The following is a 16,181-nucleotide window of genomic DNA, read 5'->3' on the forward strand; positions in this document are numbered from 1 at the left end:
TTTTTTTATGGGTAAAATAAGTGTGTTAAATCGTGCGGTTAGAAGCGATACATCACAGAGACACCGATATTTCTTGGGTCGATAATCGCCGCATAGCCATCGGTATAAGTACTGCTTGGGGGTTCATTCACTGTCATGGCTTGTTCATCAAATAGGTTATTTACAAAGCCGCTGATTCTCCAGCTATCGGTTTGGTAATCGAGGCTTAAGCGGGCAACAACATAATCGCCAGCCACCCGTGATTCGGTATTATTGATATCCGCAAAATATTCGCCAACATAATGGCCTGAAAAACCAAAGGAAAACGCATCACCCAACCAATATTTTAAGCCCGCATTGGCGGTCACATGCGGCGCTGAGTTCAGCTGATTACCGATAATGTCACCATAGCTTGGATCCGCCTCTTTGATTTCGCTATCGAGCAAACCTACGCCCGAAATGAACTGCAGGTTTTCGGTGAGCATGGCGCTAAATTCAGCCTCAATACCGTAACTGACGGCTTTATCGATATTAGTGATTTTACGTGCGCTGTTAGACGCTTGATAACCATCAAAATCGTTGTAGAAGAGGTTGGCACTTAAGTTAACATCGCCATTGGCAAATGAACTGCGACTACTGAGTTCATAGGTATTGACGTACTCTTCGTCGTAGTAGTAATACTCACTTTCGGCTAACGACAGTGCACCGCCGCCCGAGTTATAACCACGACGCACGCTGGCCGCTAAGGTCGTATTCTCATTGAGAGCATATTGTAAAACCAATTTAGGCAAGGTCACTGTGCTAGCGTCATCGAGTTTCTCTTCAAGCTGGCTGCCTCGGTATAGCATAGTGAAATTACGCAACTGCTCTTCGCGCATCACGCGCCCGCCCACAGTAAGCCAAAGTGACTCGGCGAGGCCATAGGTCACTTCACCGTATACCGACATTGACTTACTACTATCATCACCACTGTAGACTGAGCTGCCGGTGCTCCCAAAATCTTGGCTACGCTTGAAATAGGCTAGCCCAACAAAACCGTTGAAATCCTTATCTTTTAGGCCAAAGCTGTATTTGCCGTCAACAGTGTAACTCTCGTCGTTCATATCCACATATTGCTGGGCAGTGACGAGCGCCTCATAGGATTCAAAGCCCCAGTCATAATCCATATAGGCGACGATAAGATCTAAGGCTCGCCCTTCCCCGAGGTCATAATCCGCTTTCACTGAGTGGGTCGTGGATTTAGTCTCGATATAACGCTGGAAAATAGGCTTGTAAGCCCAGGGATCATCGCCGGTAAAATAGTTACGCCCAGAGTCACCTTTCTCATCATTGTATGAAAAGCTGTAGAGCACTTTTAGGTCCTCAATCGCACTCGGCTGCCACAGGAATTTGCCGCGCCAGCGATTGGTGATCAGTTCATTTTGGTCAAAGGTGGCGGGATTGGTTTCATATTCAAAACCTTTATTGTAGGTTTCACCCGTCACATTTTGCCCACTCACCCTAAATGCCAATTCATCATCGAGGATCGGACCCGAGAGCATAACGGCGCTATCGATAAAGTTATCTTGATCGCGATAACCAACCCGGGCCGCTCCTTGCCAATCGAAGGTCGGATCTTCGGTTTTAATAAACACAGTACCGCCAATGCTGTTACGACCATTGATGGTGGACTGCGGACCACGGAACACTTCAATTTGTTGAATATCCCATAGGCCAGTGTCACCGGTGAGATCGGCAACAAAAGGCTCGGCAACACCATCCACCAGTGTAGACACCCGTGCTCGAGCACCACCGGTAAAAGAGTTAAATCCAGAGGCTGAACCATTACCTGAAACACCCCGAATATCGGGTACAGACCCCGAGAGCACCACCACGTTCGGCACCTCAGATAAGGCATCCGAGGTAGACTGGTACTGGCCGCTATCGAGTGCATCCTTATCAATCACAGATACCGAGGAGGTAGTATCCTTTAAACTGCGCTCAATTTTTTCACCATAAACAGTAATTCTTTCAATTGGTTCGCTAGATTCAGCATCCACTGCGGCATAGGCCGATGAAATGGCTAAACTCGACATAATTGCGGCAATTATATTTTTCTTAAACGCCCTGTGTTCCATGAAAGTCCTCGAACTCGCTGTGATTGATAGAAAGGTGTTAATTAAAAGTGCCGCCAATTTATATTAAAACAACCTTAACATCAATTAAGAATCGTTATCATTTACATTGGTATTTGTGTTGTGTGATATAAGTCAAATTCATACACAGTTGTAAAATTAAACGAAGTAAAAACAGCTAAATAAAAGCTGCTTTACATGTTGATGGTGGGCAATTGCCCTTCTGATCACATGGAGAGGGAATGGTAGAAAACATAGGCGCTAACAGCTTAAGCATCAGTATGCAGCCTTACGGTCTAGTTTTGTCGGCTAAGAGATGCTTTGGCTAATATCAACGGCTCTCTTTCTTCTCTAAACTGGCCCAATACCCTGCTAGTATGGCGCCGGATAGATTATGCCAAATCGAGAAAATCGCGCCGGGGACGGCGGAGAGTGGGCTAAAAAACTTAATACATAAAGCGGTAGCGAGGCCGGAGTTTTGCAGCCCCACCTCAATTGAAATGGTTTTACACACTGTATGGTTAAAGCCCAGCAAGCGACAGCACATATAACCTAGGACGAGTCCCAAGCCATTATGTAAAAATACCGCGAGTAAAATCACAGGCCCAACTTGGGCAAATTGCCCAGCATTTAAGGCCACAATAATGCTGATGGCCAGCACAATCGCCACTATCGAAATCAGCGGTAACGCCGGAGCAAGTTTAGCCACCTGCGGCTTAAAGAAGTGATTCAACACTAGGCCCACAGTCACAGGGATAAGCACAATTTTAACTAGGCTGACTAACATATCCATTAAAGGAATGGCGACCATCTCACCAATTAACAGCTCAATAATCAACGGCGTGAGGACAACACCCGTCAGGGTCGAAAGCGCCGTCATAGTGATAGATAAGGCCACATCGCCCTTGGCCAAATAGCAGATCACATTCGATGCCGTGCCGCCCGCCACGCTCCCCACCAGCACCATGCCGATAGTCAGTTCCCTATCGAGCCCCAACAGTAAACTGATGGCTAAGGCGCCTAAGGGCATCAGGGTAAATTGCAAAATCAAGCCTGTGATTACGGCTCGTTTCTGTTTGAATGCATTAGCAAAATCCCGTAAATTTAAGGTCAATCCCATGGATAGCATGATGACTATCAGCAATGGCACTATGCTGGTTTTAAATGTGCTAAACCAAGCGGGCATAAGATATGCGGTTCCCGCCCCGAGCAGGGCGAATAACGGAAAAAAGCGGTGGATATTTACCAAGGGGTGAGTCCTTTTATCAAACCATTGCCGCAGGGATAATGACAGCCTGACTCCCTATGCACAAGCCAAAGTACCCATAGGTAAAAGGTTACTTTCACAATGTCATGTTTTCGCGTGGCCAGCTCAATTAATCGCTCAAATTCAATTAGAAACCCTCAAAAAACCTCTGCAAATATGCATCCACATTCACTAAAACATGATCTGCTTAACAAAAAGGCCGTGATTTCCTTGTTAGGAAACCGTAACTTATAACCAGTTCACGTTTTGCTTTTTACATACGAGATAATCTAATTGCGCTAGGTGGTCGTGAATTACCTAAAGCAATTTCGGTGTTTACGGTTAGCACTCTCAGATAGGAATCGTTATGTCTTCAGTTATTCAAACGCTCAGCGGCGCGCTCGCAACGCCTTATCAAGCGAATATTACCGTCCCTAACTGGATGCTCGGCTCGATGGAACGGGTCATGCAATACTATGTCGATAAGAATCTTCGCCTCGATACGCTTTCCGCAGAAATGATGCCCGCGCCCGTAGAAGGCAAAAAGTACATGTTGTACGCCCATATCCCCTTCTGCCATACCCTGTGCTCCTACTGCACCTTCCACCGTTTTATGTTCAAGGAGGACAAGGCGCGCGCCTATTTTATCTCCCTGCGTAAAGAGATGGAGATGGTCAAAGCCCTCGGCTATGACTTTGAATCTATGTATATTGGTGGTGGCACCACCACAGTATTAGAAGACGAACTCGCCCGAACTATTGAGCATGCCAAAACCTTATTCCCAAGCATTAAAGAAGTCTCCTGCGAGTCTGATCCACAGCATTTAGACAGTCCAGGCTTTAAGCAACTCAAGGGTCTAGTGGATCGCATGTCCATCGGCGTACAAAGCTTTAACGACGATATTTTAAAGATGACCGATCGGCTGGAAAAATTCGGCACCGGCCAGCAAACCTTTGACAAGATCATGACAGCCAAAGAGCTGTTCCCCATTATCAATGTCGATTTGATTTTTGGCTTCCGCGGACAAACCGAAGCAGTGATCCAGCACGATTTAGATATGGCCTCGCGTTTAGATCCAAGACAAATCACCACCTATCCGCTGATGATCACCCATCAAACCCGTAAGAGTGTTAAGGGTAAGCTGGCAGCACCGCAGGCGGATATGGCCAACCAGTATCGCCAGATTTTGAACAGTCTAAATGGCCAATATAATCAGTTATCTGCATGGGCATTTGGCAAGGCTAACGATGAAGGCTTCGACGAATATGTGATCGACTATGATGAGTATTTAGGGGTCGGATCAGGCTCATTTAGCTTCTTAAATGACACGCTTTATGTGAACACTTTCTCACTGCGTAAATACCAAGATCGGATCGCCGCGGGCAAGATGGGCGTTGAGCAACAAAAGAACTACAACAAAAAGGATGTGATGCAATATCGCTTCCTGCTGGGGATGTTCTCGGGCCGCCTATCACGCAAGTATTTCCGCGAGACCTTTGGGGTCAATCTAGACTGGGCCTTGTTCAAGGAAATGACCTCGATGAAGCTGATTGGCGCCATCAAAAACGACCCAACCGATCCCGACAATCTGATCATCACAGATAACGGTAAGATGATGGGGCTGTTGATGATGAAGGAGTTTTACGCCGGTATGGATAACGTGCGTGCCCAGTTACGTAAACCACTCAAACCCTGTGATATGTAAGCATAAGTTAAACCACTAAAGGCCCATGATGGGCCTTTTTGTTAGCGCCATTTCAGGCTATTCTTGCCACAACTCATGCATGAGCCAATCACCCAGTAATAAAGGAGTATTCGTTATGGGTTTTACTGATCAAGAAAGACAAGCACTACTGGCCGTGAAGGGCGTTGGCCCTACCGTAATTAAACGCTTTGAAGAAATCGGCATCAGCTCACTCGCGCAGTTAGCCGAGCATGAAGTCGAGGATATCGCCAACTTAGTCGCCAGCATGCTGCGCACGACGTGCTGGAAGAATAGCCCGCAGGCGCGCAATGCTATTGCCGCAGCCATTGAGCTTGCTCGCCGCGCCTAGCCTTTTATTGCTACCCTTTGAATCCCAGCAAAAGCAGTTCACGCCAAAGCAAAATTTCAGCATCCTCTTTATCCGTAAACCGGATGACTAAGTGATCTTGAGTGCTACCGCAATGGGCGCAGGGAGTATGACATCCTGACAAGCTCAGGTTAGGAGCCGTTAGCTTGCACAACCTCAGTTGAAATCATCCATCACCTATTCCGCATTCATTTCTGTATCAAGCTGGAGTATGCTGTTCTATCCATTTGATTAAACAGTAGTAACTCAATGCAAGATGTGGCCTTAGTGTTAGAGGGCGGTGGCCTGAGGGCAATTTATACCGCCGGCGTATTAGACGCTTTTTTGCAGCAGCAACTGTACTTCCCCTATGTGATTGGCGTGTCGGCGGGGGCGATTTATCCCGCTTCTTATGTCTCACGCCAGTTTGGCCGCAATTTAAAAATCCAGCAGCAATATCTGCGGGATAAACGCTACATGGGGCTTCGTTATTTGTTAGCCACGGGTAACTACGTCAATACCGATTTTACCTATAAGCGCATGGCCTATGAGTTACTGCCTTTTGATTTTAAAACCTTTTTAACCAGCGGAACCGAGTTTAAGGTCGGGGCATTTAACTGCCAAACAGGACAAACCGATTACTTTGGCATGGCAGATTTTCAGGAGCACGACAAATTGCTCAACGTGCTTATCGCCTCCTCTAGCCTGCCTTTTATGTCTAAACCCAGCGTGATTAACCAACACCATTACCTCGATGGCGGCATCGGCGAACCGATACCGTTAGCGCAATCACGCAAAGATGGTTACGCACGCCAAGTGGTGATCTTGACTCAAGATCAGCATTACCAAAAATCTGCGATGAAAATGAATTGGTTAGCCCGTAAAGTCTATAAACGCTACCCCGCAGTTGCCCATGCGTTAAGTGAGCGTCACCGAGTTTATAATCAAGCATTAACCGAGTTAGACCAAGCTGTTGCAGCGAATAATACCTTTGTGATCTGCCCTGCTGCGCCGCTTAATCTCTCGCGACTTGACCGCAATATCGATAAAGTGACCGTCGTATATCACCAAGGGTTAGCCGATGGACAGGCGATTTTGCCCAAGTTACAAGCTTGGCTAAACACTGGCGCAGAAGTTAGTTAGGGAGCGAGGCATGGACTCCGTTAATAATCAGCTCCCGTCACCATTTATGACTTAAATGCAGCCGCATCGCAACGGCTGTCACGCTCTGCTCTGCGAGGAGGATTCCTGTAAAGGCAGTAAGTTTAAGCCTAAGCGTTTTAACATTTACCCCCTCGCTTTTAAGGGATTCCACCTCAGGTTTTGCGGTAATTTCATCAGCAACAGAGACAGTAAAATCACTAAAATCCCCGCCCATTGGCGCATATCTAAGGTTTCACCCACAATCAATACGCCTAATGATACGGCAACCACGGGATTGACTAAAGCCACCATCCCCATGATTTCTGGCCCTAAATTTCGCATTGACCAGAGCCAAGCCCAATAGGCCACCGCGGTATTGGCTGTTACTAGCCAAATTAACGATGGAACCACATCCATACTCGGTATCTGTGGCGGCCCCGCCATAAACCAAGCCAGCGGGATCAACATCAATCCCCCCAAGAGTAATTGCCAGGCGGTGAGCACTAAAAAGTCGCCCACATCCCAGCGCTGCATCCAGCGGGAAGAAAAGGCAATCAGAGTCGTCGCACTGAGCATACACAGGACACCAATCGGGTCGAGATCCGCCGAGGGATTCAGCAATAAAATCACTCCACCGAGGCCCATTAAACCGAGCAGTAGCCACTTCATCCCCGGGCGTTTTTTATCAATCAGCCAAGCGAGGATCAAAAAGATTAATGGCAATGTCGCCCCCAGCGTACCCGCGACGGCGCCGGGTAGTCGATAGGCGCCAATAAACAGCAGCGCGAAGAAGGCGCCAATATTACAAAACGCCAGCAAGCTTAATTTAGACCATGCCAGCGTCGGTAAACGTGGGCGCAGCATCAGCAACAATATCCCAGCAGGCAGCGCGCGCCAAACCGCCACCCAGTAGGGCGACATATCCTGTAAGTAAAGACTCACCAGTGCATAGGTGGTCCCCCAAAACACCGGGGCGAGTAATGCAATCACAAACGTCATAATGACTTCTTAAAAAGTATCTTGATATTAAGATATATTACTTTGAGAGAATAAAACAGGCAAGTGCTGAGATAAGGTTAATACGGAGAAAAGAAAAATGGACTGGCGTTTATGCCGCTTTAGCTATGCGCACGCAGAGCTGCGCTTAAGTCTTGTTTGCCGTATAATCGGGCGTCATTTTTCACAGGCGGGCCAGCATGTTCCATATCGCACTCTATGAGCCAGAAATCGCACCTAACACGGGTAATATCATTCGCCTTTGCGCAAACAACGGCAGCCAACTGCATCTGATTGAACCATTAGGCTTTGATCTAGAAGAGAAAAAACTGCGTCGTGCTGGTTTAGATTATGCCGACTTAACCAATGTGACTCGCCATAAAGACTTCGATGCCTTCCTCGAAGCCATGGCAGGCAAACGCATTATGGCCTGTACCACTAAGGGCAGTCGCCCTCACACTGAACTCAGTTTTGCCAAGGATGATGTGCTGTTATTTGGCCCTGAAACCCGCGGCTTACCGATGGCGATTATCGAGTCGATCCCGACTGAACAGAGACTGCGTATTCCAATGGCGGCCACCAGCCGAAGTTTGAATCTGTCAAATGCGGTGGCAATTATCAGCTACGAAGCATGGCGTCAGCTCGGGTTTGAAGGCGCGGTTTAATGCGTAGTGATGCTTAAGTGGATTAGGCTGGACTTAACCAGCCAATTTTTCAATCACTAAGCCATCAACTCCGAAAGTTTTTAAAGTTGGACGGTTTTAAAGTTGGACACCCAACCTTAATAGCGCGGTAGTTAACCTTCGACTATGCTTTGGTTAAGCATTAAACAAGGAGGTTTGTATGCCGCGCCCTCGCAGAACTCAGATAAGCCTTGAAGACACTCCCTATTACCATTGCTATAGTCGCGTGGTGCGGCGAGCGTTTTTATGTGGTGATGATACCTATTCGGGTAAAAACTATGACCATCGCCGTGCTTGGGTAGAGTCATTATTATTTGAACTTGAAGCGGTTTTCGCGATTGATGTCGCGGCCTTTGCCGTAATGTCCAATCATCTACATGTGGTGCTACGAGTCGATATCGAGACTGCAAACCGTTGGACAGACCGCGAAGTGCTTGAGCAGTGGCATAAGCTATTTAAAGGTGATGAATTAACACACAAATTCGCCAAAGGTGAGTTAATTGAGGCCCATGAGGTCAACCGATTAAAGCATTCAATTGCCATTTATCGCAGTCGATTATGTGATATTTCATGGTTTATGCGCTGCCTCAACGAACCGATTGCAAGACAAGCAAATCAAGAAGATAACTGCACAGGTCGCTTCTGGGAGGGGCGGTTCAAATCCCAAGCCCTACTCGATGAATCCGCCGTGTTAGCCTGTATGACCTACGTTGATTTGAATCCGATTAGAGCGCAACTGGCTGATACACTAGAACAATCCGACCATACCAGCATTCAACTACGCATTCGGGCTGCATTAAAAGGTGAGCAGCCCAGCAATCTCCTTCCTTTTATTGGGAACGAGTGCGACAACCAACCCAATGGCATTACGTTTTCATTAATGGATTACCTTCAATTGGTAGATGATACAGGCCGAATTATTCGCAACGATAAACGTGGATGCATCAGCAAAAGTAGCGCCAAGATACTGAACAGATTAAATATCCCCCATGACAATTGGCTTAAACTGACCACAGATTTTGGCAAGTTATTTCATGGCCCAGTAGGAACCTTGCAAGAACTGACAGATTACTGCGAACATCTCGAAAAGCGACGACGGCACTTTGCTAAATGCTGCCAGCACTTTCACAGCAACTGACAACGGCTTATAACATTCCGAAAGCCGTCCTTTACAAAAACTCCCAATCACTATGGGACGAATTACCTCGTCTGAAAGACACCCTTTTTTAAGGAATTAGCGCAATTTATTGTCTTACATGCAGTCCCTACGACTGTTGATGGTTCTTACTTAAGCCATTTTGACTCGGACAAGTTGTAGGCAAACAGAAAGTGCATTATGTTATTAATTTAAAATGGGTGGCTGGATTTATTATGGTCGCTGGATTTATTATGGTCATGCCATCGATGCCTGCCGCGCCTCATATGATGTTCTTGTTCATCAGCTCGCAAATTTGCTAGCGGCTTCCTTCAGACCAATCCTCGCGGATAAGCCCTTGCCATTCGCTAGTAGTTAACGTTTAATAACAGGATGTTATTGAACGGTGACCTTCCTACAGAGGACTTTCACCTCATTAGTTCATGCCCATGCTGGGCGTACACAATCGGCTGCACAGCGACTGGCTTTCCGCCGCTTTGCGGCTCCAAACCGGCGCGTGAGCTGGGCGTTATAAGTCATTGAGGTGTTATTTGAGTAATCGAGCGTTTGAGAGAAATTACACCTTAATCACTTTGATACCAGTATTGATGCCAGGTTTTATTCTTTATTGTCTGATTCAAGGAAATATAGATAAGGCATTAATACTTTTGGGTATTTTTTGCTTTTCTCTGTATTGTTATTCGCGTAGTTTAAAGATCATTCACACGGTAGAGGGTTTCATCTCTAGGATGGTGTGGTGCTGTATTTTGTTATCAGTAACGTTAGTTATCGTAGCTATATCTCCCGAAGCTAAAAACGCATTTGCAGGGGCTGTTCTATTTTTGTATGTCCCGAGTTTGCTTATTAGTATTTTTGTGCTCAACAGGAGTCGGCCAGCCAAAGAGCTTAAGAAAAAGCTGAAAATTATTTATAACAAGTACTGACTAAAAATGCTTGTCTTTGAGTATCACTACCACGCTCAGAATTGAATTGCATGGGTATCCAGTTAAGGTTGTACTACATAATCAAAACTGCCCGTTCGGGTATAAATGAGTCGGCTTAATGAGATGGCGCGATGGGCGTCATTTCTATCCCGCGAAATAGCTGATAGCGGTCAATATCGTCGTCCAAATATTGGATATTTTGCGTCCACTGCCATGCCCCTTGGGACGATTTTGCCTCGAACAACAATTGAATCAAGGCAGAGCGAGCATTCACGACTCCCTCGCCCAACAGGGAATAATCCCCATTTTGTTGATATAAACTAAAGAGTTGCTGCTTTTCCTGCGAGACTCCATCGTAATAGGTCAATAGCACTTGCTCGCCCTGCTCCCTAAACCACCAAGTCTCGCTGTAGGGAGCACGCGTGCCGACACTCACAGAGAGGATCAACTGGCGCTGATCATGGGAGCAAAAGCCATTCACTATGACTTGCCTAGGGGGTTCCCCCGCCTTGGCAGCATCTCCCGCCCATTGACCGACAAACTTTGGGCAAAACTCGTTAAAGCTGACCTTAGCGGCTAAGGTCGAAAAGGAAACCAAGCCGATAAGTCCAATGACTATCCCTAAGCCGATGATGAATCGCCGATAACTTTGCTTAAATCCCATTTATCCCCCCATAACCGTCCACTAAACAACGGTATAAGTCCGCTTACTATGGCCAAAAAACAAAAGGTCTGCAATGCAGACCTTTTTAATGGGTTAACTTAAGCCAAAGCCTAAGCTAACACCTTAGTGTTAAATGACTTGGCCTATTGGCCAAATCCCGTGGCTTTAATATCGACGGTTTGCACTTTGCCATACTTAGCGGCGATTGGCGCAACCTTACTGGCGTTGCCAATCAGCACAAATTGCAAGTCCTTCTGCGGGAAGTAAGTTTTCACTAACCTTTGGGTTTCTTCTAAGGTTAAGCCATCCACTTTTGCTTGGAACTCATTGATAAACTTATCATCGAAGCCGTAGAGATACATGCCAGATAAGAGTCCTGCCAATTGGCCTGAGGTTTCAAACTTAGGCGGGAACTGACCTTTAACATAGGCCTTAGCCGAATCAAGGGTGGCTTGATCTACGCCTTTCTCCCATAAACGAGCATAGGTTTTCAGTGCTAGATCAATCGCTTCTTGAGTGGTTTCCGTCTTAGTGAAAGTGCTAATAGTAAACACACCCGAATCGGTATAAGGACTAAAACCTGAGCGTGCGCCATAGGTTAAACCAGCATTTACCCGCAGTTCGTCGTTCAGCCAAGAGGTAAAACGACCACCTAAAATGGTATTCACTACTGTCAGCCCCACATAGTCTGGGTTATCACGACTAATGCCTAAACCACCGATCACAAAGGTGGTTTCGATTGCATCGGGTTTATCCACCAGCAGGACTTTGGCCTCGGTCAACTGAGGTAAACCTTGGTTTAAGTCAGGCTGCACTAACTTTTCGCTGCCTTTCCACTGGCCAAAAGTCTGGGTTAGCTTGGCCTTCATCGCCGCGACATCAAAATCACCTACAACGGTAATAGCCGTATTGGCGGGTTGATAGTAGCTCTTATGGAAGGCTCGCAGCTGCGACACTGTCACTTGCTCAAGGGAATCGCTGTTGCCAGAAGCCGCATTACCATAGGGATGGGCACCAAATACCAGCTTATCGAAGTAGCGACCAATCACCGCCCGTGGGCTTTCTTTATCTTGCTGCAACCCTGCAATAGAGCGTTGCTTAAGCTTATCGAACTCGGCGGCATCAAAGTCTGGGGTTAACATCGCGGCACTAAATAAACCCAGCATCACATCGGTATCTTTCGCCATAAAATCGGCGGCAAGATAACTGCCTTCTTTATCGGCTTCGGCACCTAAACTTGCGCCGAGAAAATCCACTTGCTGCTCGATATCCGCCTTAGATTTACCACCCGCACCGAGGAGCAAACCTTCGGCGGTCATCTGCGCTACACCTGCGGTAGTGTCATTGACTGCGCCAGCACGTACCACGGCATTTAAGGTGATTAACGGCACTTCGCGCTGGGGCATTAAGTACAGAGTTAAACCGTTATCTAATACAAACTTATCGTAACTTGGCATCACAAAGCTGCCAGTTTCGACACGTTTTGGCGCCGATGTCGTAGCACAACCCGCTAAGGCTAAACTTGTGCCTAGGGCTAATGCGGCCATTAACTTAGAAGGTTTGCCGAGTGATACCGCCATGAGTGATTTCATTGCAGCTGATTTCACTACTGTTGATTTCACTACGGTTGATTTCATTGCTATCGATTTCATTGAGAGGACTCCTCGGTTGCCGCCAGCACAGCCACAGTGCGATTCGATTTACGTAAATAAGTTTGGGCAACTCGTTGAATATCTGCGCTCGTCACCTTGTTATAGGCTTCAGGCGCATTAAATAGCTTGTCGTAACTGCCAAAATACATCTCATAGGTGCCTATGGTGTTGGCCTTACCATTAATGGTTTCCATCGCACGATAAAAATCCATCAACTTGATATTTTTGACTTTATCCAGTTCTTGCTGGGTCACGCCACTCGTCGCAATCGCATCGATTTGCTCAATCAGCGCGCGCTCCAACGTCGAGGCTTTCACCTCAGGCGTGGCAACGCCCATCACATAGAAGAGGTTAGGATCGACCGACATCGGCATATAGGTTTGCGCTTCTAAAGCAACTTGCTTATCCACCAACGCTTGATATAAACGCGAGCTATTACCTTGGCTTAGAATCGAACTTAATAAATCCAGCGCATAAAAATCCGCGTGAGTCGCCGCCGGAATATGGTACGCCAGCATCACATTCGGTGTGCTGACCGAGGCCTTTTGCACAAAAGTACGGCGCTCGCCCTTTTGCTCAGGCTCAACGGTACGAATCGCTTTAGGCGGAGTTTGTGCCGGAATAGGCGCAAAGTACTTGTCTGCCAAGGCTTTTACTTGGGCAAGTTTTACATCGCCGGCAATTACGACCACGGCATTGTTCGGCGCGTAATAGGTTTTATGGTACTGGACTAAATCTTCCAGCGACCAAGCGGCGATATCCGACTCGTGGCCGATCACCGACCAAGAATAAGGATGGGCTAAAAAGGCCACACCTTTGATTTCACCTTCGAGGGCATTCCAGTTAGAGTTTTCTAAACCTGTGGAGCGCTCCGACTGCACTACGCCACGCTCGCTTTCCACCATTTCGGGGTTGATATCTAAGTTAGCGATACGGTCGGCCTCAAGGTCGAACATAGTTTCGAGCGCATTGGCGGGGAACCAATCGGTATAAACCGTCATGTCTTCAGTGGTATAGGCGTTGTTCGCACCACCTGCGGCTTCCATAGTGCGGTCGAACATTTTTGGACCGTACTTTTTCGAACCGTTAAACATCATGTGTTCGAAAAAGTGCGAAATACCGGTAATGCCGGGGACTTCGTTACGTGAACCGACTTTCCAAAATAAATACATGTTGGCATTGGGAATTGAGGCATCTTCTAGCACCATGATTTTCATGCCGTTATCTAGCGTGAAACTCTTAATGTCTTCTGCCGTGGTGGCCTGTGCTTGGCTTAGGGGATTAAAAAGTCCCATGGCCAACACCAGAGCCGATAGCGTGCGCTTCATCTTGTTCGCTCCTTGCTGTAAAAATTCACATATGAGGGCATAATGATTAACAAATCAAGCGCTGGATGCTTATCCAGCGCCGATTTTTTGTAAGCTCAAGTTATACCGAAAAGCCGACGGAATAACGCAGCTTAAGTTTATTGGCCATTAAGTGCAGTCAAAGCCACTTTAGTCATGGCCTCAACCCCGACTTTTAGCGCACTTTCATCCACATAAAATGCCGGTGAATGGTTGCTGGCCGCGGCTTCTGGATCAGTGCCCTTTGGCGTCACCCCAAGGAAGAAAAACATCCCCGGAGTTTCTAAGGCGTAATAAGAAAAGTCTTCGGCACCTGTGATTAACCCGGGTTCAATCAGCATCTTATCGCCCACAACACTGGCAAGCACTGGACGCATACTGGCGACTAACTCGGGATTATTAACCACCACGGGATAACCAGGATGGATCTCTGTAGTCGCGGTTGCACCTAAGGTTTTCGCAGATAATTCCGCGATTTCAGCTAAACGTACTTTGATATCGGCACGCATAGGCTGGTCAAAGGTGCGAATCGTGCCTATCAGCTCGACTTCATCGGGAATAATGTTAGAGCGAATACCACCATTAACCGCGCCAAAGCTCACCACGGCAGGGGCTTTAGTGATATCCACCTGACGGCTGACGATCGTTTGTACGTTAGTGATAATTTGCGCCGCAGCGACAATTGGATCGACCCCATTCCAAGGGCGCGAGCCATGGGTTTGGCGGCCTTTCACTTTGATGGTAAAGGAATCTTCACTCGCCATCGCCGGGCCACTGCGCAGGCCAATCATACCGCTTGGCATACTCGAGGTCACATGCATACCAAACACTTGATCAGGCTTACGTTTCGCAAATAATCCTTCTTTTAGCATTAACTTAGCACCGCCCTCTTCCCCCTCTGGCGCACCTTCTTCGGCGGGTTGGAAGATAAACATCACATCGCCCGCGAGGTTGTCTTTCACTTTGACTAAGTTCTCGGCCACACCCATCAACATAGCCACATGGGTATCGTGGCCACAGGCATGCATCACCCCCACCTTTTGATCGCGGTAAGTGTCGGTCGCCTTAGAGGCAAAGGGCAAATCGACCACCTCAGTCACAGGTAAAGCATCCATATCCGCCCGAATTGCAATCAAGGGACCAGACTTGCCACCTTTCAACTTTCCGCCCTTTAAGATTGCCACCACGCCCGTATGCGCCACACCCGTTTGTACTTCTAAACCTAATGATTTCAGATGCTTTTCAACAATCTTGCTGGTGCGAAACTCACGATTAGATAACTCCGGGTGTTGATGTAAATCGCGGCGCCAGTCGATCACCTTTTGCTCCACACCCGCCGCAAACTTAGCCGCATCCGGCATAGCACTGGTCGCCGCTTGCGCCGAACTCAAACCCGCGCCCATAAAGCTCAAGGCTAAAGCCGAAGCGAGTAATGTCTTGGAAAAACGGGATTGGTTTGCAGAAAAGTTAAGCCCAAATGATCTTGGGATCGATGATGTTGAGATAGCAGATTTTGAAATAGCCGATTTTGAAATAGATAGTTTTGATACAAAAAGTGATACAGCAGGTGATACTGAAGGTACAGTCATAGCGATAGCCTATTGTTGTTTTTATAAGCTACCTAAACTACACGGACATGGATGAATTGTTAATAGATTTAATGATGAGGGTAAAAGAGACAGTGCTTTATTGGAGACTGTCTCTAGTCGTCATTCCCGCAATACTTCTGAGCGGGAATCCAATTTAAACCATCATTCCCGCAATACTTGTGGGCGGGAATCCAGCTTAAACCGTCATTCCCGCAACGCTTCTGAGCGGGAATCCAGCGTTTAGAGATCTTAAGCTTTAAACATGGGAAGAATTGGACTGGTGGTTCACTGGCAAAGAAGGCTGTGACGATATTATATACTTCGAAAATAGTTACTTACAATTATGCATTTGCGATTAAGCACCGCCATTACAGTGACACGCAACCAGTCCGTCCATGGATGCTCGAACGTGGCATCTGCTGTATAGGACATACGAATGTCGCGATCACATGGATGTGAATAAGCGACCATGCCACGGACGGTCACCTCCATGGCAGCGCTTAATACCGTTAATCCCTGCGTATATCTGAAAGCCCGCATTTTCCGGCCTTGCGAGCACAGCTAATCACCATAATTGAATCAGTTCTCTAGAGCTTTGATTCATCTTAAGGGAAAACCGCCTCAGAATAGCCGCGAATA

General features: G+C 47.2%; 13 protein-coding genes. 6 read left to right on the top strand and 7 right to left on the bottom strand.

Annotated features, from left to right (window positions below; genetic code table 11):
• Positions 1–38: 38 nt before the first annotated feature.
• Positions 39–2,096 (bottom strand): TonB-dependent receptor, encoded by a 2,058-nt coding sequence (locus COW15_RS00075; protein WP_293628596.1) that lies wholly within the window; start codon positions 2,094–2,096, stop codon positions 39–41.
• Positions 2,097–2,424: 328 nt separating this feature from the next.
• Positions 2,425–3,342, bottom strand: a complete 918-nt coding sequence (locus COW15_RS00080; RefSeq protein ID WP_293628597.1) for a bile acid:sodium symporter family protein — start codon at positions 3,340–3,342, stop codon at positions 2,425–2,427.
• Between the two features lie 364 nt (positions 3,343–3,706).
• Between COW15_RS00080 and COW15_RS00085 the strand changes: the two genes are divergently transcribed.
• From COW15_RS00085 to COW15_RS00095, 3 genes are all read left to right on the top strand, one after another.
• A complete protein-coding gene (locus COW15_RS00085; protein ID WP_293628598.1) occupies positions 3,707–5,044 on the top strand; it encodes a coproporphyrinogen III oxidase family protein in 1,338 nt (445 codons plus the stop codon).
• 115 nt (positions 5,045–5,159) lie between these two features.
• Positions 5,160–5,393 (top strand): helix-hairpin-helix domain-containing protein, encoded by a 234-nt coding sequence (locus COW15_RS00090; RefSeq protein WP_293628599.1) that lies wholly within the window; start codon positions 5,160–5,162, stop codon positions 5,391–5,393.
• A 267-nt stretch (positions 5,394–5,660) separates the two neighbouring features.
• Positions 5,661–6,533, top strand: coding sequence for a patatin family protein (locus tag COW15_RS00095; RefSeq protein ID WP_293628600.1), 873 nt, complete (start codon positions 5,661–5,663; stop codon positions 6,531–6,533).
• Positions 6,534–6,677: 144 nt separating this feature from the next.
• Here the strand turns inward: COW15_RS00095 and COW15_RS00100 are convergent, their stop codons facing one another.
• Positions 6,678–7,532 carry an EamA family transporter gene (locus COW15_RS00100; RefSeq protein WP_293628601.1) on the bottom strand — a complete coding sequence of 285 codons (855 nt, stop codon included), beginning with the start codon at positions 7,530–7,532 and terminating at the stop codon, positions 6,678–6,680.
• Between the two features lie 197 nt (positions 7,533–7,729).
• Here COW15_RS00100 and trmL point away from each other — a divergent pair, with 197 nt between their 5' ends.
• Together trmL and COW15_RS00110 are read left to right on the top strand one after the other, a co-directional pair.
• Positions 7,730–8,194 (top strand): tRNA (uridine(34)/cytosine(34)/5-carboxymethylaminomethyluridine(34)-2'-O)-methyltransferase TrmL, encoded by a 465-nt coding sequence (gene trmL / locus COW15_RS00105; RefSeq protein ID WP_293628602.1) that lies wholly within the window; start codon positions 7,730–7,732, stop codon positions 8,192–8,194.
• Positions 8,195–8,372: 178 nt separating this feature from the next.
• Positions 8,373–9,350 carry a transposase gene (locus COW15_RS00110; protein WP_293628603.1) on the top strand — a complete coding sequence of 326 codons (978 nt, stop codon included), beginning with the start codon at positions 8,373–8,375 and terminating at the stop codon, positions 9,348–9,350.
• A gap of 1,056 nt (positions 9,351–10,406) precedes the next feature.
• Here COW15_RS00110 and COW15_RS00115 read toward each other — a convergent pair.
• From COW15_RS00115 to COW15_RS00130, 4 genes are all read right to left on the bottom strand, one after another.
• Complete coding sequence (locus COW15_RS00115; RefSeq protein WP_293628604.1) at positions 10,407–10,955, bottom strand: hypothetical protein; 549 nt, start codon at positions 10,953–10,955, stop codon at positions 10,407–10,409.
• 143 nt (positions 10,956–11,098) lie between these two features.
• Entirely contained in the window at positions 11,099–12,592 is a 1,494-nt protein-coding gene (locus COW15_RS00120; protein WP_293628931.1) for a pitrilysin family protein, read from the bottom strand.
• Between the two features lie 11 nt (positions 12,593–12,603).
• Positions 12,604–13,935 carry a pitrilysin family protein gene (locus tag COW15_RS00125; protein WP_293628605.1) on the bottom strand — a complete coding sequence of 444 codons (1,332 nt, stop codon included), beginning with the start codon at positions 13,933–13,935 and terminating at the stop codon, positions 12,604–12,606.
• Between the two features lie 137 nt (positions 13,936–14,072).
• Positions 14,073–15,356 (bottom strand): amidohydrolase, encoded by a 1,284-nt coding sequence (locus COW15_RS00130; RefSeq protein WP_293628932.1) that lies wholly within the window; start codon positions 15,354–15,356, stop codon positions 14,073–14,075.
• A gap of 34 nt (positions 15,357–15,390) precedes the next feature.
• Here COW15_RS00130 and COW15_RS00135 point away from each other — a divergent pair, with 34 nt between their 5' ends.
• Positions 15,391–15,597, top strand: a complete 207-nt coding sequence (locus COW15_RS00135; protein WP_293628606.1) for a hypothetical protein — start codon at positions 15,391–15,393, stop codon at positions 15,595–15,597.
• Positions 15,598–16,181 lie beyond the last annotated feature (584 nt).

This window comes from Shewanella sp. CG12_big_fil_rev_8_21_14_0_65_47_15, from assembly GCF_002783505.1.
In the GTDB taxonomy this organism is placed as follows: Bacteria; Pseudomonadota; Gammaproteobacteria; order Enterobacterales; family Shewanellaceae; genus Shewanella.

Coding starts and splice junctions, on each gene's coding strand:
- COW15_RS00075 (WP_293628596.1), bottom strand. CDS start 2,096: ATGGAACACAGGGCGTTTAAGAAAAATATAATTGCCGCAATTATGTCG.
- COW15_RS00085 (WP_293628598.1), top strand. CDS start 3,707: ATGTCTTCAGTTATTCAAACGCTCAGCGGCGCGCTCGCAACGCCTTAT.
- COW15_RS00090 (WP_293628599.1), top strand. CDS start 5,160: ATGGGTTTTACTGATCAAGAAAGACAAGCACTACTGGCCGTGAAGGGC.
- COW15_RS00095 (WP_293628600.1), top strand. CDS start 5,661: ATGCAAGATGTGGCCTTAGTGTTAGAGGGCGGTGGCCTGAGGGCAATT.
- COW15_RS00100 (WP_293628601.1), bottom strand. CDS start 7,532: ATGACGTTTGTGATTGCATTACTCGCCCCGGTGTTTTGGGGGACCACC.
- trmL (WP_293628602.1), top strand. CDS start 7,730: ATGTTCCATATCGCACTCTATGAGCCAGAAATCGCACCTAACACGGGT.
- COW15_RS00110 (WP_293628603.1), top strand. CDS start 8,373: ATGCCGCGCCCTCGCAGAACTCAGATAAGCCTTGAAGACACTCCCTAT.
- COW15_RS00115 (WP_293628604.1), bottom strand. CDS start 10,955: ATGGGATTTAAGCAAAGTTATCGGCGATTCATCATCGGCTTAGGGATA.
- COW15_RS00120 (WP_293628931.1), bottom strand. CDS start 12,592: ATGAAATCAACCGTAGTGAAATCAACAGTAGTGAAATCAGCTGCAATG.
- COW15_RS00125 (WP_293628605.1), bottom strand. CDS start 13,935: ATGAAGCGCACGCTATCGGCTCTGGTGTTGGCCATGGGACTTTTTAAT.
- COW15_RS00130 (WP_293628932.1), bottom strand. CDS start 15,356: ATGGGCGCGGGTTTGAGTTCGGCGCAAGCGGCGACCAGTGCTATGCCG.